Raw genomic sequence first — 16,540 nt, forward strand, 5'->3', positions numbered from 1 at the left:
CTGAGGAAGATTTGTTATAATGGCAGTAATGAAGGATAGGTGAAAAGAATGGTTTACTTAGATCATGCAGCAACGACACCGCTGCACCCAGAAGTGATCAAAGTGATGAGTGAAACGATGCAGACATTTTTTGGCAATCCATCAAGCATTCATCATTATGGTCGAGACGCCCACACCCAATTAGAATTGGCTCGTCAAGCGATCGCTCAGCAGCTAGGGGTCAAGGAACATGAGATCATTTTTAACAGTGGAGGTACCGAAAGCGATAATACAGCGATCATCGGTACAGCCCTTAGCAAACAAGCACAAGGCAAACATATCATTACGACCCAGATCGAACATCCGGCGGTCATTGAGAGTATGCGCTATTTAGAAGGCTCAGGCTTTGAGGTGACCTATTTGCCCGTAGATCAAAAGGGGCAATTGGCCGTCAGTGAAGTTGAGGCTGCCTTACGTCCCGATACGATTTTAGTATCCATAATGACGGCAAACAATGAAACGGGCAATTTGCTACCGATTGCAGAAATTGGCGCCCTTTTACGGGAGCATCCCGCCGTTTTTCATACCGATGCCGTGCAAGCTTATGGCAAGATCCCGCTTGAAATCAATGAAAATAGCATTGATCTCTTAAGCATTTCCGCTCACAAAATCAATGGACCAAAAGGGATCGGTTTTTTGTATAAACGAGATGGCTTGTCGCTACCTTCGCTACTCCATGGTGGCGAACAAGAAGAAAAACGGCGAGCAGGGACGGAAAACTTGGCAGCCATCACGGGGATGGCCAAAGCAGCTTCTTTGCATACCCCCGAAGCACAGCAAGCAGCGGCAGAACAATATCAAACGTTTGCCGATGTACTGATGGAGACCTTAGCAGCACAAGGCATCGATGTTCAGTTGAATGGTGACCCAGCACACAAATTGCCGCATATTTTGAATCTGCGTTTCCCAGGGGTCAGCAGTGACTTGTTACTGATGAAATTGGACTTAAAAGGGGCCGCCATCTCGACAGGCAGCGCTTGTACGGCGGGCAATGTGGAACCCTCCCATGTGCTAGAAGCGATGGTGGGCAAAGAGCATCCAGCTATCCGGGAATCGGTCAGAGTCAGCTTTGGCTATGGCAACACATTGGCGGAAATCGAAGCATTTGCTCAGCTATTAGCAGAAACTGTCTTAGCAACGAAAAAGTAGGAGAACAGCTAGCAATCTCGCTGAAAACTATTTATAATGAAAGAAATGATGTTAAAGAGGTGAAGAACATGGCATTTGAAACAACAGCAACCGTTTTAGGCGCAGCAACCCAATACCGCATTGCTCCTGAAGCAAAAAAATATACGTTGCGGGATAATGGCTTTACAGAAACGAACGGCGGCAACTTCCAATTGATTCGTGGCCTTGAAGCAACACCCCAAAGCAAAGAAGGCTTTAAATTAAAAATCACTGTTGCAAAAGATCTGCAAACCTTCAAGATGTCCATCACGACAGCCAATGGATTAAAAGCAGTCAATATTTTCAAAGATGAACAGCACAAAATGCTGCAAGAAAAATTTTACTTTTTAATGGATGGTTTTATCAGCCGCGGGTTGTTTGTCAAAGCGTAAGCTTTTGTCAAAAGCAGCTATACCGTTCAAAGGGCAAGAAGTGTGTCACTCCGCCAAGCAGGCAAGGGATTGATACACTTCTTTTGTATCTTTGCCGGTTTCTTTTTATACTAAAGAAAACAAACCTAAGCCGTTCTCAGAAAGTGGATACGTTGAGACGAGAAAGAAGGAATCCAGATGAAACGAACCTTAAACAAGCAATCCGTGTTAGCCGTTGGAATGGGGACTTGGCATATGGGGGATGACCCAGCTAAGGAAAAAGCCGAGATCGATGCGCTGCAAGCGGGCATCAAAGCCGGAGCGGCTGTCATCGATACCGCAGAAATGTACGGCGAGGGAAACGCAGAAACGCTAGTTGGCAAGGCGATCCAGCCCTTTACACGAGCAGATCTTTATTTGATTTCAAAAGTCTATCCCTGGAATGCCTCCACCGATGAATTGCCAAAAGCTTTAGACCGCAGCTTAGCGCGTTTAGGCACCGACTATCTTGATCTGTATCTGTTACACTGGCGAGGGGATGTACCGTTAGCAGAAACAGTTGACGCACTAGAAGCTGCCAAAGACTCTGGAAAAATTCGCGCATGGGGCGTCTCTAATTTTGACGTGGCAGATATGGAGGAGCTGTTGCGGTTAGAAAACGGCGATCAATGTGCCGCCAACCAAGTACTCTATAATTTAGGCGCCCGCGGGATCGAATACGATCTTTTGCCTTGGCAGGCAGAGACGGAGATTCCGGTGATTGCCTACTCACCAATTGCTCAAGGCGATCGGTTAGGGCACCACTTTAAAAATGATGAAGTCTTGAAAGAGCTAGCAGAAGCCAAAGGCTGCACGATTTTTCAGCTGCTTTTGGCATGGACCCTCCGACAACCCCACGTCTTAGCGATCCCACAAACCAGTGACTCGCTGCATATGCTGCAGAACATTGAAGCTGCCAAAATCGTTTTTTCCAAAAGCGAATTGGCGACAATCGATGCACGCTTTCCGGAGCCAACGAAAAAGCAGCCGCTAGCGATGATTTGAAGACCCTAATCACAGAAAAAAGCAGTAAAGTAAGGAGCGACTATGAAATTTTTTACGTCTGATACCCATTATTTTCATGCAGCCTTGCTCGGGGACAATGACTTTGCCCCACGCCCCTTTGAGACAGTGACGCAAATGCATGAAACGATGATCGCTAGCTGGAATGAGGTGGTTGCGGATAAAGATGTCGTTTATCATTTAGGGGATGTCGCGATGCACCCTGCTTATGAAGCAGGCTTTCCAGAAATTGCTGCGCTGTTAGCACAGCTGCAGGGCAAAATCGTTTTTATCAAAGGCAATCATGATACCCGGGCTTTCTTTGCGTACTTGCGCAAGCATGATCCTGGTTGTTTGGGAGCCCAAAAGTATGCGTTTGAAGATGTTGGTGTTTTGCTGAAGTTTGCTCACCAGCAATTTATATTGACCCATTATCCTATGCTGCTGGGGATCACCAAAAACAGCCGCAATCTGCATGGGCATATCCATCATCACAGTGTTCCAATCGCTGAGAATCTCAACGTAGGAGTCGATGCGCCGGAATTGGCGTTTCTGCCGCAGCCGCGTCCCTTCGGTCGACCAGTTTCCGAAAATGAACTGGCGGTGCTGTATCATGCAAAACAACAAGAACTTGCCAAGCTAGCTCGTTAACAGATAACAAGAAAAGCAAGCGTCAAGACAACGTCGGACGGCTTGCTTTTTTTGTGATGACTTTGACAGCAAGCTTTGATTAAGGAAATTTTTTTGATAAAAATAAACTTTATATGTAAAAAATAATCGATTCCAAGAGTTATTATTTGATGGATATTTAAGAAATGTGTATGCTTTAAGTAGAAAGCAGTAAAGGAGGTTGCCAATGCGTAAGATTTCTAAAGTGATTTTTATCATCGGATTACTTTTACTCTTACTTGTCTTTTATTTTGGGATCATCGCCAATCAGCAAGCGGCTTCATTGCCTGTTTACTTGATTCCTTTGGATGAATATCCTTGGGTCGGATCTTCCATGAGTATGCTGCTCTTTTGGTTATCTGTTGGCTTTGCTATTTTTACAGTGATCGCACTCTTTGTCGTTTTGTTTTATCCAAAACGCTCAGACCGCTTGATCATTCCCCATAAGACAGGCGATTTAGTGATTCAGAAGAAGGCGTTAGAGCATTTTGTGCTCGAGCGGGTGAAACAAGCAGATTTCATCCATCAGCCATCGGTAAAAATCAAAATCGTCAAGAATAAAGTAGCGGTAAAAATCGATGGAGAAATGAAACAAACAGCAGCCATCCCGCAAAAACAAGAAGCTTTGGTTGGTGAGATCAGCAGCAGTCTGCAGCAGCTTTTCGGTATCGAAAGCAATATCCAAACGGAAGTTGTTTTAAAAGATACGCAAGAAACGCCAGCAGCCCATGACCAACCGCGTGTAGTTTAGGAGGAACAGGTATGAGTGAATGGTTCTACCACTATAAGATCCCGCTTATCTTTGCAGGTTTCGGTTTGATCCTAGCGATCCTGTTTCTAACGATCGGCTTTTTGAAAACCATACTGCTGGTGCTATTTACGGCACTAGGTACGTATCTGGGATTTTATCTCAAAGAAGTCGGATTCTTTGAACAATTTCAAAGACCGCGCCGTTAACTTTGGTAACATTATTAGTTTAATTTATATCAAGATTATAGTAGGAGGAATGTACGATGGAAAACCAAACAAAACCAACAACAGGTGTTAAAGGAGAATTAACTTACGAAGATAAAGTGATTCAAAAAATCGTAGGCATTGCATTAGAATCTGTAGACGGACTCTTAACAGTCGATGGCGGTTTCTTCTCAAATATTGCAGGTAAATTAGTCAACACCGATGATGTGACTTCAGGGATCAATGTTGAAGTTGGGAAAAAACAAGTGGCAGTCGATCTTGATATCGTTGCAGAATATGGCAGCGACATGACCACGATCTACGACCAAATCAAAGAGGTTGTTTCAACACAAGTCAACAAAATGACGAATTTAGAAGTCATCGAAGTAAACGTGAATGTAGCAGATGTCAAAACACGTGAACAATTCGAAAAAGACTCTGAAACAGTTCAAGACAAAGTAAGCAGTGCGGCAGAAACAACTGGCGACTTTGCGTCAAAACAAACACGTAAAGCCAAAGGTGCCTTCAACCGGACAACGACGCGTATTCAAGAAAACAACGAACCACGCGTTCAATAATAGCAAGATAAGCAAAAGACTAGCTGCGGCTAGTCTTTTTTTGTCCCACAAAAGGTGTATTTTTGCAGCTTCAGCCGATCAGAACATCAAAGCCAAAAGCTCCAATAATGGATTCCTTCTGCTTGAAAGACATCGTTAGGATAGCTTTTCTCATAATGGGCTTTTTCGGGGGAATCATTAGGATCGAATACTTGAATCGTTCCTTCTTTGTTCAAAGCCAATACCATAATATGTCCGGATGTCGTAAAGGTTCCTGCTTGAACCGAGACCACAACGGGGATGCCTTGTGTCATTTTCTCATAGGCAGCCTCAAATGAATCCCCTAAATCGGCAAATTGGTAACCAAAAGCTTCGGCAAACTGAGGAAAGATTTGCCAACTCGTTCCTTGTTTGGGAAGATAAAATTGATCGCCAGCCCACTCCAATAGTTTGTCAGGATTCGGCGGACGATCCGTCCAAAAAGAATCGATCATGGCTAAAGAAGCAATAGCGCACCCGTTTGCCGCAAACGTATTTTGCTCTTCTCCATATCCATACGTGTTATTGCCCCAGCGTTGATCGGTTTGTACAATCAACGGCAGTTGCTGCGTATCTGCCATCGCTTGTTGAATCGCTTGATTGGCTTGGCGAGTGAACTGTTTTGAGACAAGCGCTGTCTGATCAAACGCAGCATCCCTGACCTGATCAATCACGTAATGAATGACAAAAACACCACCGATGAGAAAAAGCAGCAGTGCAAGGCTCTTTTCTTTCTTCCCATCGTTTCTCCTCGTTTTCGATATCCTTGTGTGCGATCGCATGAAATGCCCCTCCTCGTAAAGTAGTATCTAAGAGAAGTATAGTCTTTTTCTAATAAGAGCATTTCTGCATTTCCTGAAGAATTTCATACGATTTTATGACAACCACCATTTGAAAAGTAAGTTGTTACTGTTTGGACAGCTGTCGATGACAGACACAAAAGCAGCGCTTCCTCTATTTGGCTGAGTGGGTGGAATAACGAACAGCAACTTCTCTCCAGATGTCTTTTCTAAAAAAGGAATTTTTAAGAAAAGACAGCAAACAGTGAAGTTTTTTGTGTTTTGTTGTATAATGCAAATTACTGAAAAGTTGCGACCTTCAAATCGTAGATGATTTCAGAATCTATAATTGAAATGATGGTGAAACGATCATGTCTAACGAAAACACCCGTGTGGTGGTTGGAATGAGTGGCGGGGTAGACTCGTCAGTAACAGCACTTTTGCTGAAAGAACAAGGGTATGATGTTGTCGGGATCTTTATGAAAAATTGGGATGATACCGATGAAAACGGTGTTTGTACCGCAACAGAAGACTACAAAGACGTAGCCAAAGTGGCTGCGCAAATCGGGATTCCTTATTATTCAGTGAATTTCGAAAAAGAATATTGGGACCGTGTATTTGAATATTTTCTTGCAGAATACCGTGCCGGACGGACGCCAAATCCAGATGTCATGTGTAACAAGGAAATCAAGTTCAAAGCCTTTTTGGATTATGCGATGGATCTTGGTGCCGACTATGTAGCAACTGGCCATTATGCGCAAGTGACCGTTGATGAAAACGGCGTAACTCATATGTTGCGAGGCGTGGATAACAACAAAGATCAAACGTATTTCTTAAGCCAATTGTCACAAGAACAATTGAGCAAAACCATGTTCCCACTAGGCGGCATGGAAAAATCAGAAGTACGAGCGATCGCTGAACGGGCAGGTCTAGCAACAGCCAAGAAAAAAGATTCCACGGGTGTCTGCTTTATCGGAGAAAAGAATTTCAAACAATTTTTGAGTAATTACTTGCCAGCGAAAAAAGGCAATATGGTTACATTAGATGGCGAAGTCAAAGGACAACACGATGGCTTGATGTACTACACCATCGGACAACGTCAAGGCTTAGGCATTGGCGGCGGCGGTGCCACTCAAGAACCATGGTTTGTCGTAGGAAAAGACTTAGCGACCAACACTTTGTATGTGGGACAAGGATTCCATCACCCCGCTTTGTATGCAGATCGCTTGGAAGCAAGCCAAATCCACTTTACTACAGAACAAGACCGCGGCACGGAATTTTCATGCACAGCAAAATTCCGCTACCGTCAACAAGATGTACCGGTAACGGTGCGTCTATTAGATGGAGATCGAGCAGAAGTGATTTTTGACGAACCAGTACGCGCCATCACTCCTGGACAAGCAGTCGTTTTTTATGACGGGATGGAATGCTTGGGCGGCGGTTTGATCGATGCAGCCTACAAAGAAGCCAAAGAATTACAATATGTTTAACCACTAACACAATCTGCCCTAGCTAAGAACACTGAACCAATCAGTTGCACTTAGCTAGGGCTTTTTTTATTTGTACCAACGAATGTTTTGCGTAATCAAGAGAACCAAAAATAGGTAGCCGATTATTCTTTGATCTTGAAAAGGTGGATCTGTTCGCTAAATGCAGCGACTTGTGCAGGATCGATCGTACCGTTTGTTTTCGAAAGCGCATTAGACATGCCACAAGCCATAGAATAGGTCAATGCTTGTTCTATTGGATACTGTTTATTCATTGCAACAGCCATACCACCAACGGTTGAATCGCCACAGCCAGTCGTATTAACGATGGCGATTTTAGGGATCTCGATCTTAAAAAAAGTCGACTGGTGTTTAACGATTGCCCCATCGCCGCCTTGAGAAACCATGACGGTGTCGATCCCTTCGAAAAGAGTGCTCTCTAAGACAGAGAAAATGTCTTGCGATGAATGCAATTTTTGACCCATTAGTTCTTCTAATTCCTGTTGATTTGGTTTAATAAAATTCGGACGAGCATTCGTTTGAGTCAAACAATTTTTTAGTTGTTCCCCAGCTATATCCATGAGGATCGGGACTTGTTCACCTAATGATTGACGGATGAATTGAAGCAACTGATCGTGAAAGTGTCCATTATCAGAATTTACTGATCCAGAAATACAGACGACCGTGATGGGGTGTTGTTTAATTATTGCTGCAAGGTGTTGGTAAAAAAGTTGTTCGTTTTCCTCCGACAGATAAAGTCCTTTTTCTACTAGCTCAGTATGAGTGTTACCGTCATGCATGATCGTGATCGCATTGCGAGAATTGCCGTCGATGGTGAGGAAATCCAATACATAACGTTCTTCAGCTAGTAAAGAATCAAGGATCGTTTTGCCTACAGGTCCACCTAAAATACCTGTCAATAAAACGGCTTCCCCAGATTGTGCGATGACTCTGCCAGCATTGATGCCTTTTCCTCCAATTGATGTATGTGGGTTATCTACCCGATTTACTTGATCCAATTTTAGCGAAGGAACAAGATAGTTGTAGTCCATGGAAGGGTTCATTGTGATGGTTAAAATCATTTTTGTTCCTCCTTGAGGATCTCTGTAAAGGAACGATAATAGTCAAAAGTAGTCTCAGAAAGTTTATCATCAGTGATCAAATAGTCGATATCTGAAAGCGAGTAGAAGGTATAAACGTCAGAGCGATTAAACTTGGAACTATCTGCAACGATGCATTTTTTGCGGGAATGTTTGAATGCGACTCGTTGAATCGAACCTTCAACAAGATTTGCAGTGGTGATATTATTTTCAAAGATCCCATTTGTAGCAGCAAAAGCGATATCGATATTTAAATTTTCAAAACTCTTCTCTGCTGTTTCCCCATAAAATTCTTCCGTCGTGCGGGAAAATTCTCCACCGGTCAATAAGACACGATAGTCTGTGTTGTAAATCAAATAATTAAAAGAAAGTAAACTATTTGTGATCACGAATAAGTTTGCTTTTTTTAGTTCAGGTAAAGCGTGGAGCATCGTAGTTCCCGCACCGATATAGATAGTATCGTTGTCTGATATGATACTGTTCATTACTTTTCCGATGAATTTCTTTTCGGCAACGTTCGTATCGATTTTTTCTTGAGTAGAAAGCTCGTGTTCGATTTTTTCGAGTTTTTGGGCGCCACCATAGATTTTTACCAATAAAGATTGATTCGCTAACTCTGTAATATCTCTACGAATGGTCATATCGGAAACGTCTAATGTTTTGGCTATTTCTGCAATGGATAAGTAATCGTGCTGATTCACTAGCGCTAGAATTTTTTCTTGCCGTTCTTTCTTTAACATAGTTTCACCTCTGGTTGATTAACGATTTTTTTAAGTTTCTTTTTTATCGATGTTCTTTATACATTAATTAATAGCATTTACTTTTGGAAAAAGCAAGGGAAAATGTTCATCTTTGTTAAAGTTTGATAGTTTCGTGTATTGGTGAAAGGAATCAGTTTGAAAAAAATACCAAAAGAAAGCGTTGACAAGAAAAATTAACTATTGTATATTTACATTGTAAAACATATTGTAACAAACTTTAACAATATTTATCATTTGAGTTGAACAAGGAGGAAGAATAGGTGGGCTATACGAGCATGTTTGATGAAAGGCTAATTTTTCTCGATGTGGAAGGAGAGGAGTTGAAAGAACTATTTGAAGAAATAGCAAAACGATTACAGCAACAAGGTTTTGTGAATGAACAGTATGTAGAAGGATTACTAGCAAGAGAACAAGCTTTTCCAACTGGACTGATTACACAGTATTTGAATATTGGCTTGCCTCATTCAGAACCAGCGTATGTCGAAAAGCCTTTTATTGCGATCGTGCGTATGAAAAACGAGGTGAAGATGAAGCAAATGGGCGACAGTCAAGAAATGCAGGTCAAGGATCTCTTTTTTCTAGGAATCAAAGAACCAAAAGAGCAAGTCGGCTTACTGCAATCGTTAATGGCATTATTTATGGATGAAGGATTTGTAAAGGCATTCATTGAAACACAAGAAGTGCAGGCAATTTATCAGCTAGTTACACAGTATACAAAATAAAATTTTTGGAGGAATTTAAGATGAAAAGAAGATTGATCGTAGCATGTGGAAGTGGGGTTGCAACAAGTCAAACGATCGCAAGTAAAATTGCTGGAATGCTTGAAGATGACGGAATCGATTTCCCCGTTGAAGCAGTTGATTACAAGTCGATCCAAAATGAATTGCCGTCGACAGGAATTTATGTGTATGTTGCTCAGCCAGATGATGAAGTATTGGAAAAAGCCGCTGAGCTAGGTGTACACGTTTTTGCTGGGATTCCGTTTCTTACCGGTATGGGTATGGATACGATTTATGAAGAAATCAAAGAATTGATTGGCTAGTACAAAACATCCTATCAAAAGAAAGAAGTGAAAAAAATGCAAGTATTTCAAGACATTATCAATTATATCTTAGGTTTAGGTTCCGCTATTTTTGTGCCGCTAATCATTTTAATCCTAGGCTTGGTTGCAGGGATGAAATTCAAAAAAGCCTTTATGTCTGCAATCACGTTAGGTATTGCTTTTACTGGGATGTCTATGGTCATTGGCTTTATGTCAAATGCAGTTAGTCCAGCTTCCGAAGCATTGGCAAAAAATACTGGCTTGAACTTGCCTGCGCTAGATTTAGGGTGGACAGGAGCGGCAAGTATCACCTGGTCATGGTCCTATGCATTTGTTTTCTTTGCCGTCGTTCTTAGCGTGAATTTTGTCATGTTGATTTTGAACTGGACCAAGACGTTGAATGTCGATATGTGGAATGTATGGGGCAAAGCGCTGACTGCCTATCTGGTCTACTTTATCAGTGGAAGTTTACTTGCTGGGTTTATCACCGCCATCGTACAGGTTATCTTGGAACTTAAAATGGGGGATATGTTCCAACGCCACATTGAGGATTTGACTGGTATTCCTTTAGTAACAGTGACCCACTTGATGAATATTTCAGCAGTGCTTTTATTACCGATCAATGTGATTATGGATAAAATTCCTTTCTTTAATCGACGGGCCGATACCAAAGCCTTAAAAAAGAAAATCGGTATCTTCTCTGAAAATTCGGTGATGGGCTTTCTCATTGGTTTGGGCTTGGGATTAGCTGCAGCTTATGGCGTGTCAGGCTCATTGAACTTAGCTATTCAAATCGCGACTGCAATGGCTTTGTTCCCAATGATCTCAAAAATGTTTATGCAGTCTCTTTCACCACTGGCTGATGCAATGTCGGAAATGATGAAAAAACGCTTTAAAGATCGGGAAGTTTACATTGGGTTAGATTGGCCCGTATTAGCTGGTCGCTCTGAGATTTGGGTCACTGCTATCTTGTTGGTACCTGTCTTTATTGGCTATGCTATCATCTTGCCGGGAAATGCTGTGTTGCCTTTAGCAGGAATCATTAACTATTCGATCGCAGTAGGTGGATTATTGCTCACCGGCGGAAACTTGGTTCGTATGCTGATCATGGGGGTTATTTCGATGCCAATCTATCTATATGCAGCTACGTATTTGACGCCGATCCTAACGGGCTTAGCAGATCGAACCGGCGCAGTAGAAGGAATACAAAAAGGGCAGCAAATCACTTGGTCTTCGATCGAAGGACCGGAATTTCGAATTTTATTTGCAGAAGCGTTTAAAGGAAATATCTTGGGTATCGTCGGTTCCGTTGTGTTTATCGCAATGTTTGTCTGGTTGTATAAATATATGAATAAGGTAAAGGTACCAAGTCAAAGATATGAAGAACAAGGGACCCCATCGACGCAAGTACGTGCGACGAATGGCTAATATTTTCAAAAAGGAAAGGACGACAGGAATGGGAAAGAGCGAAAAAATAAAATGGCAATTGCTTCTTTTTCTAGCAATTGGCTGCTATCTCTTAGCTTTGGTGACACAACAGTACCTATTTAATGTCGTAGCGATTGGTCTAGCAGTCTGTGTATACAAATATGGCAGTCCAGTACTTTTTAAAGAATACGATGAACGAAAAAAGAAAAAAGAGGAAGAAGCAGCTAAAGTAAGGGAAGCTGTACAAACAATCTTACGCAACAAAACGTTTGAAAAATAAAAAAGGTGGTCTTGAATATGTCAGATGGACGGATGATTTTTGAAAGAGAACGGGAAGATTTAGCACGAATCGTAAAATTGATTTTTACCCGGAAGAATACAAATGTTGCAGGCGGTAATTTTTCTTTTAAAACAACCGATGAAACTGGAAAAGAATACATTATTATGACACCAACTATGATGTCAGAAGCCTATTTAGGAGAGGTCTCACCAGCCCAGATTTTAGTCGTTGAGCCTCATACGAGAACAGTGATTGATGGGGTTGGTCAGCTGACACGAGAAATCAACTTACACGAAGCGGTTTATGATACGAATCCAGCGATAAAAGCAGTCTTACATGCCCATTCTCCTCACTCGATGTTTTGGGCAACCGCCGGATTGGATATGCCTAACTTAACAGAAGCGACCCAAAAAATTGGCTATATTCCTGTACTAGACTTTGAACCTAATTGCTCACCAGAATTAGCAGAATTAGTTTCTGATTACATGAAAAAAGAACAACTCGCCTTACCGAATATGTTGCTCCTCAACAGTCATGGGGTACTGATCAGTGCGCCAGGAGCATCTGGCATCGAAGCAATCCATAAAGCTTTGCAAATACTAGATACCACGGAATGGAATGCGGAAATTGCCTATAAGCAAACGATTTTTCAATCTTTAGGCTTGTTAGATGGTTTTTACTCCAAAGGGAGACAAGTAGGAACACTTGAAGACTTGAAAAAACATGCACCGATTTATAATAAAGAAGAAATTTTTGCTGGTGGTGATTAGCCAGCAAGTAATCATCTTTTTCGATTGATAAAAATCCAAGAACATTCGTTTACGAGTTCTTGGATTTTATTTTTTTATTCAAAATATGCTATAATTTAGTCAGAAAATTAATGTTTTTGATGCATTGGCATTTTTAAAAGAAAGGGGGAGGGGCATGAATCGTACAAGAGCCAACCTCATGAAATGAGGGGACGTTAGTGCCGTAGGGGTGGTAATGCTTCATCAGAATCAGGTCATTTCAAGCCAAATCAACGAACTTGCCTTAGCCGTACTATTTGGTTTAGTAGGGTATTTGATTGTTTTAAAAAGTTCTACTTTTTGTCCGCTCAGATTGCGGAGCATTCCGATCAGTATAACCAAGCAGAAGTCAAGTGAGGCAAAATTGCGGGAGTTGTCGCCTTCTATATTGCTCTGATCAATTTGATTTTGGTCTTTGTGTGAGTGTAGCGGAAAAAAATGCCAAAAGAAATCTTTGACGGAAAATGGTTTGCTTTGGTCATGATCGATCATCAAACTCGGCTTGATGTGCTTGAAAAAAGCGGTAATACTGCTGGACACTAGCTAACTGCGTCCACTTCCGAACATCGACAGGTGTTTGATCCAAATCATAGATTTTGGCTTCCTTTAAAGATAAAACGAAAGGACTATGGGTAGCAATAATGAATTGGCACTGTTCATAGCGGACAAAATCTTCCAGTAACTGCACTAGTTCCAGCTGGCGATCAGCAGAAAGGGAATTTTCTGGTTCATCTAATAAGTAAAGACTGTTGGGACGAATTTTTTCTTGAAAGAAGCGAAAGGCACTTTCACCATTGGAATATTCTCGGACGTTGTCGATCAAGTGCTTGCGGGTGAATTTGGACTGTGTGTTGGATCGTGCGAGATTGATTTTCTTCAATTCATGGTAATCGTCAAAACCTGTGAAACGAAAGTCCGCATACTTTGCTTGGTAGTATTCTTGAAACACTTCTTCTCGGCGATGATCGATCCCATGATTTAAGTTTCGAATATCAAGCATGAAGTCAAAGACGTCATCGCTGGTCAATAGCACTTTTTCTTGCGGTTCGTCGTTGCTACGAGCAGAACAGTAGGATAGATAGTCCTCGAAAAAATTCGACCGATTATACGCAGCAAAGCGCTGCGCGTGGATCTTTTCGGCAATCACGTTCAATGCAGTGGTTTTGCCAGAACCATTGCCGCCATATAAAATCGTGATTGGTTCAAAATCGATCTGCTGAAAACGGCGGGCACTGAGAATCTGAAAAGGGTAGTAAGAATCATAGACAGTCCGTTGGATAGAAAGGAAAAAATCAAACTCGGTTTCTTGATCGGGAAAAGTGATTTGTTCGAGATACATGGGGCACCTCCTGGCAGTTTCATGGTTGCCATTATTGTAGCATATCCATCACAGATAAATTTTTTTTTGCGAGGTTAAAATAAATCTTGTTTGATATTTTTTTAATCTTTTCCTGTTATATTCACAACAGGAAACTTCTGTGCTAGACTATAAGGGCATAGAAATGATGTAATCTTAAGCAACCGATAAAACGTACAAAAAAACGAAGGTTTAATGAATTCTTTAAGCGATGTTTAAATGCTGAAACTTATTCCTTGCAAGTTTAAGTAAAAGTGACTAATATGGGGAAGGAATCGTGAAAGGAGCAATGGAATGTATCAAGTAGTAGTCATGTATGGGGACAATGAACCGTGGTGGTTTTTTGAGGGATGGCAGTCAGATATTCAAGAGGCGTTCACATTTGCAACTTTCAGCGAGGCGCAGTCATTTTATGAACAAAAATGGCAAGAAATCAGAGAAGAGTATTCGTACATAAATGCAAAATCAAACTTTATGACGGCTTTTTGGAATGAAGAAGACGAACGCTGGTGCGAAGAATGCGACGATTACCTCCAACAATATATTGGACTGGCATTGCTCAAAGAATATCAGCAAGTCGTCGACGAAAGCAGGAAAGATTTTTATGAAACAACTAATTCTAGCGGAAAAGCCAAGCGTTGCCAAAGACCTCAGCAAAGTTTTGGGCTGTGAGCAAAAACATAAAAATTATTACGAAGGACCCAAGGCGATCGTTACTTGGGCCCTTGGTCATTTATTGGGCTTGAAAATGCCTGAAGATTTAAACAAAGAGTGGGCATCATGGCAGATGGAAACGTTACCGATGATCCCTAAGTCCATCGGGATCAAGCCGTTGCCAAAAACCGGTCATCAACTAAAAGCCATCAAACAATTGGCTCAAAGAAAAGATGTCGGGGAAGTCGTGATCGCTACCGATGCGGGAAGAGAAGGGGAGCTAGTCGCTCGCTGGATTTTGGAGTGGGTTCGTTTTGACAAACCAGTCAAACGTTTGTGGATTTCTTCGCAAACCCCTAAAGCCATCAAAGAAGGCTTTGCAAAATTGCAGTCAGCCAAGCACTACGACAATCTTTACTACTCCGCCCTTGCGCGGGCAAAAGCCGACTGGCTGGTAGGGTTGAATGTCACGCGGGCATTGACGGTCAAATATCAAGACAATCTTAGTGCGGGTCGGGTCCAAACCCCTACCTTAGCTTTGGTGCGCAGTCAGGAAATGCAAATAGAGAGTTTCCGTCCGCAAACCTATCATGTGATTACCCTAAACGTAGGCGATGCCAAGGCCCGCCTGCAGCAAAAAAATCCCTATCAACTAAAAGAACGCAGCGACGCCGAAGCATTGGTCAAGCAAATGAGTCAACAAAATGGTCGCGTGACAGCGATCGAAGAAAAGGTCAAAACAGAAAGTGCACCATTGCCCTACGATTTGACCGAGATCCAACGAGAAGCCAATCAGCGTTATGGATTTTCAGCCAAGAAGACCTTGTCGCTTGTTCAAAGCTTGTATGAAACCCATAAAATCGTCACTTACCCAAGGACGGATTCCAAGTATTTGACTAATGATATGAAGGCAACCATGAAGGAACGCCTGCAGGCAGTTGCGGATTTTGCCCCAGAAGTCAAAGGATACTTGAAAAATGGCGGACAAGTGGTGCAGCAAGCTGTCTTCAATGATAAAAAAGTTACCGATCACCATGCCCTATTGCCAACGGAACAGCGGGCACGTTATGAAAAATTAACTACCGATGAACAACGGATCTATCAAATGATCGTTAGTCGTTTCTTAATGCTCTTTGCGAAACCCCATAAAAAGCAGCAGCAGAAAGTGACCGTGACCTTTGGTTCAGAAACCTTTGTATTCAACCGCAATACCGTGTTAGAAGCGGGATGGAAAACGACTTCTGAAGAAGAAACCAGTGACATAGCTTGGCAAAAAGGCAGTACCGTCAAGCCTGAGTTCACCATCCAGAAAGAGTTGACCACACCACCGAAACCGTTGAATGAAGGAACTCTTTTAGGTAAAATGGAAAAACATAGTCTCGGTACGCCGGCAACCCGTGCGGAGATCATTGAAAAGCTGATCAAATCTGAGCTGATGGAGCGGACCCCAAGCGGCTTGCAAGTATCGCCAAAAGGCAAGCAGTTGTTAGTCTTAGTCAATCCTTCCTTGGTGACACCAGAGTTGACGGAAAAATGGGAGAAGGAACTGGAAGCCATTGCGAAAGGCACCTATTCTGCCCAAACCTTCCTCGCACAAATCGAAGCAGACACCAAACAACTGGTCAAAGAAATCAAGCAAAGCGAAAGCAAGTACCAAGATTTCTCATTGACCCAAAAACGGTGTCCAGAATGCGGCGAACCATTGCGGGAGAAAAATACCCGTGATGGCAAGATCTATGTTTGTTCTAGTGGCACCTGCAAGTACCGTCGTCGGAAAGACCCGAAAGTTTCAAACCGACGTTGCCCGCAATGTCACCGAAAGATGGAGATCATTGAGGGCAAAAATGGCGCCTATTTCCGCTGTAAATTCGATGGGACCACCGAAAAAATGGCGGATAAAAAAGAGCGCAGCAAAAAGCTGTCGAAACACGAAGAACGCCGCTTGATGAATAAAATCAATCAAGAAGAACCGCAAGAAAGCCCATTAGCAGCTGCTTTAAAAGCTGCTATGGAGAAGAAATAACTGA

At 42.3% G+C, this 16,540-nt stretch carries 19 protein-coding genes; 15 read left to right on the top strand and 4 right to left on the bottom strand.

Annotated elements, in window-relative coordinates; all coding sequences use genetic code 11:
* The first annotated feature begins 48 nt into the window (after positions 1-48).
* The 7 genes from IGJ17_RS01945 to IGJ17_RS01975 all read left to right on the top strand — a co-directional run bounded on the left by IGJ17_RS01945 (position 49) and on the right by IGJ17_RS01975 (position 4,819).
* Positions 49-1,188, top strand: coding sequence for a cysteine desulfurase family protein (locus IGJ17_RS01945; protein WP_087664818.1), 1,140 nt, complete (start codon positions 49-51; stop codon positions 1,186-1,188).
* A gap of 68 nt (positions 1,189-1,256) precedes the next feature.
* Positions 1,257-1,598, top strand: coding sequence for a DUF1831 domain-containing protein (locus IGJ17_RS01950; protein ID WP_005232263.1), 342 nt, complete (start codon positions 1,257-1,259; stop codon positions 1,596-1,598).
* A gap of 177 nt (positions 1,599-1,775) precedes the next feature.
* Positions 1,776-2,621 carry an aldo/keto reductase gene (locus tag IGJ17_RS01955; RefSeq protein ID WP_016611429.1) on the top strand — a complete coding sequence of 282 codons (846 nt, stop codon included), beginning with the start codon at positions 1,776-1,778 and terminating at the stop codon, positions 2,619-2,621.
* A 42-nt stretch (positions 2,622-2,663) separates the two neighbouring features.
* Entirely contained in the window at positions 2,664-3,269 is a 606-nt protein-coding gene (locus tag IGJ17_RS01960; RefSeq protein ID WP_087664819.1) for a metallophosphoesterase, read from the top strand.
* Between the two features lie 205 nt (positions 3,270-3,474).
* Complete coding sequence (amaP, locus tag IGJ17_RS01965; protein WP_005232260.1) at positions 3,475-4,038, top strand: alkaline shock response membrane anchor protein AmaP; 564 nt, start codon at positions 3,475-3,477, stop codon at positions 4,036-4,038.
* Positions 4,039-4,049: 11 nt separating this feature from the next.
* The gene (locus tag IGJ17_RS01970) at positions 4,050-4,244 is read left to right on the top strand and encodes a DUF2273 domain-containing protein (protein WP_005232259.1); all 195 of its coding nucleotides are present in this window, start codon (positions 4,050-4,052) and stop codon (positions 4,242-4,244) included.
* Between the two features lie 56 nt (positions 4,245-4,300).
* Positions 4,301-4,819 carry an Asp23/Gls24 family envelope stress response protein gene (locus IGJ17_RS01975; RefSeq protein ID WP_005232258.1) on the top strand — a complete coding sequence of 173 codons (519 nt, stop codon included), beginning with the start codon at positions 4,301-4,303 and terminating at the stop codon, positions 4,817-4,819.
* An 86-nt stretch (positions 4,820-4,905) separates the two neighbouring features.
* Here the strand turns inward: IGJ17_RS01975 and IGJ17_RS01980 are convergent, their stop codons facing one another.
* Positions 4,906-5,619 (bottom strand): C39 family peptidase, encoded by a 714-nt coding sequence (locus IGJ17_RS01980; RefSeq protein ID WP_061053675.1) that lies wholly within the window; start codon positions 5,617-5,619, stop codon positions 4,906-4,908.
* A gap of 368 nt (positions 5,620-5,987) precedes the next feature.
* Here IGJ17_RS01980 and mnmA point away from each other — a divergent pair, with 368 nt between their 5' ends.
* Positions 5,988-7,106 (top strand): tRNA 2-thiouridine(34) synthase MnmA, encoded by a 1,119-nt coding sequence (gene mnmA, locus IGJ17_RS01985; protein ID WP_026008140.1) that lies wholly within the window; start codon positions 5,988-5,990, stop codon positions 7,104-7,106.
* Between the two features lie 122 nt (positions 7,107-7,228).
* On the opposite strand, the gene IGJ17_RS01990 is transcribed toward mnmA, so the two are convergent.
* Together IGJ17_RS01990 and IGJ17_RS01995 are read right to left on the bottom strand one after the other, a co-directional pair.
* On the bottom strand, positions 7,229-8,185 hold the full coding sequence (locus tag IGJ17_RS01990; protein WP_429947000.1) for a 1-phosphofructokinase family hexose kinase: 957 nt from the start codon (positions 8,183-8,185) through the stop codon (positions 7,229-7,231).
* A complete protein-coding gene (locus IGJ17_RS01995; RefSeq protein ID WP_429961048.1) occupies positions 8,182-8,943 on the bottom strand; it encodes a DeoR/GlpR family DNA-binding transcription regulator in 762 nt (253 codons plus the stop codon). Before IGJ17_RS01995 ends, IGJ17_RS01990 begins: the two co-directional genes overlap by 4 nt.
* Before the next feature lie 281 nt (positions 8,944-9,224).
* Between IGJ17_RS01995 and IGJ17_RS02000 the strand changes: the two genes are divergently transcribed.
* Genes IGJ17_RS02000 through IGJ17_RS02020 form a run of 5 tightly spaced genes read left to right on the top strand, consistent with a single transcriptional unit; the run spans position 9,225 to position 12,484 of the window.
* The gene (locus tag IGJ17_RS02000; RefSeq protein ID WP_087664821.1) at positions 9,225-9,686 is read left to right on the top strand and encodes a PTS sugar transporter subunit IIA; all 462 of its coding nucleotides are present in this window, start codon (positions 9,225-9,227) and stop codon (positions 9,684-9,686) included.
* A 20-nt stretch (positions 9,687-9,706) separates the two neighbouring features.
* Positions 9,707-10,006, top strand: coding sequence for a PTS sugar transporter subunit IIB (locus IGJ17_RS02005; RefSeq protein ID WP_005227245.1), 300 nt, complete (start codon positions 9,707-9,709; stop codon positions 10,004-10,006).
* 36 nt (positions 10,007-10,042) lie between these two features.
* On the top strand, positions 10,043-11,434 hold the full coding sequence (locus IGJ17_RS02010) for a PTS galactitol transporter subunit IIC (protein WP_087664823.1): 1,392 nt from the start codon (positions 10,043-10,045) through the stop codon (positions 11,432-11,434).
* Positions 11,435-11,462: 28 nt separating this feature from the next.
* Entirely contained in the window at positions 11,463-11,714 is a 252-nt protein-coding gene (locus IGJ17_RS02015; protein ID WP_008376154.1) for a hypothetical protein, read from the top strand.
* 17 nt (positions 11,715-11,731) lie between these two features.
* Entirely contained in the window at positions 11,732-12,484 is a 753-nt protein-coding gene (locus tag IGJ17_RS02020; protein ID WP_008376153.1) for a class II aldolase/adducin family protein, read from the top strand.
* A 496-nt stretch (positions 12,485-12,980) separates the two neighbouring features.
* Here the strand turns inward: IGJ17_RS02020 and IGJ17_RS02025 are convergent, their stop codons facing one another.
* A complete protein-coding gene (locus IGJ17_RS02025; protein ID WP_429961049.1) occupies positions 12,981-13,841 on the bottom strand; it encodes an AAA family ATPase in 861 nt (286 codons plus the stop codon).
* Between the two features lie 312 nt (positions 13,842-14,153).
* Here IGJ17_RS02025 and IGJ17_RS02030 point away from each other — a divergent pair, with 312 nt between their 5' ends.
* Both IGJ17_RS02030 and IGJ17_RS02035 read left to right on the top strand, forming a co-directional pair.
* A complete protein-coding gene (locus tag IGJ17_RS02030; RefSeq protein ID WP_005227251.1) occupies positions 14,154-14,531 on the top strand; it encodes a DUF1033 family protein in 378 nt (125 codons plus the stop codon).
* Positions 14,464-16,536, top strand: a complete 2,073-nt coding sequence (locus IGJ17_RS02035) for a DNA topoisomerase III (RefSeq protein WP_005232250.1) — start codon at positions 14,464-14,466, stop codon at positions 16,534-16,536. Before IGJ17_RS02030 ends, IGJ17_RS02035 begins: the two co-directional genes overlap by 68 nt.
* Positions 16,537-16,540: the final 4 nt, after the last annotated feature.

The sequence above is a fragment of the Enterococcus sp. DIV1096b genome, from assembly GCF_050498765.1.
GTDB classification, from domain to species: Bacteria; Bacillota; Bacilli; order Lactobacillales; family Enterococcaceae; genus Enterococcus_D; species Enterococcus_D entomosocium.

Coding starts and splice junctions, on each gene's coding strand:
- IGJ17_RS01945 (WP_087664818.1), top strand. CDS start 49: ATGGTTTACTTAGATCATGCAGCAACGACACCGCTGCACCCAGAAGTG.
- IGJ17_RS01950 (WP_005232263.1), top strand. CDS start 1,257: ATGGCATTTGAAACAACAGCAACCGTTTTAGGCGCAGCAACCCAATAC.
- IGJ17_RS01955 (WP_016611429.1), top strand. CDS start 1,776: ATGAAACGAACCTTAAACAAGCAATCCGTGTTAGCCGTTGGAATGGGG.
- IGJ17_RS01960 (WP_087664819.1), top strand. CDS start 2,664: ATGAAATTTTTTACGTCTGATACCCATTATTTTCATGCAGCCTTGCTC.
- amaP (WP_005232260.1), top strand. CDS start 3,475: ATGCGTAAGATTTCTAAAGTGATTTTTATCATCGGATTACTTTTACTC.
- IGJ17_RS01970 (WP_005232259.1), top strand. CDS start 4,050: ATGAGTGAATGGTTCTACCACTATAAGATCCCGCTTATCTTTGCAGGT.
- IGJ17_RS01975 (WP_005232258.1), top strand. CDS start 4,301: ATGGAAAACCAAACAAAACCAACAACAGGTGTTAAAGGAGAATTAACT.
- IGJ17_RS01980 (WP_061053675.1), bottom strand. CDS start 5,619: ATGCGATCGCACACAAGGATATCGAAAACGAGGAGAAACGATGGGAAG.
- mnmA (WP_026008140.1), top strand. CDS start 5,988: ATGTCTAACGAAAACACCCGTGTGGTGGTTGGAATGAGTGGCGGGGTA.
- IGJ17_RS01990 (WP_429947000.1), bottom strand. CDS start 8,185: ATGATTTTAACCATCACAATGAACCCTTCCATGGACTACAACTATCTT.
- IGJ17_RS01995 (WP_429961048.1), bottom strand. CDS start 8,943: ATGTTAAAGAAAGAACGGCAAGAAAAAATTCTAGCGCTAGTGAATCAG.
- IGJ17_RS02005 (WP_005227245.1), top strand. CDS start 9,707: ATGAAAAGAAGATTGATCGTAGCATGTGGAAGTGGGGTTGCAACAAGT.
- IGJ17_RS02010 (WP_087664823.1), top strand. CDS start 10,043: ATGCAAGTATTTCAAGACATTATCAATTATATCTTAGGTTTAGGTTCC.
- IGJ17_RS02015 (WP_008376154.1), top strand. CDS start 11,463: ATGGGAAAGAGCGAAAAAATAAAATGGCAATTGCTTCTTTTTCTAGCA.
- IGJ17_RS02020 (WP_008376153.1), top strand. CDS start 11,732: ATGTCAGATGGACGGATGATTTTTGAAAGAGAACGGGAAGATTTAGCA.
- IGJ17_RS02025 (WP_429961049.1), bottom strand. CDS start 13,841: ATGTATCTCGAACAAATCACTTTTCCCGATCAAGAAACCGAGTTTGAT.
- IGJ17_RS02030 (WP_005227251.1), top strand. CDS start 14,154: ATGTATCAAGTAGTAGTCATGTATGGGGACAATGAACCGTGGTGGTTT.
- IGJ17_RS02035 (WP_005232250.1), top strand. CDS start 14,464: ATGAAACAACTAATTCTAGCGGAAAAGCCAAGCGTTGCCAAAGACCTC.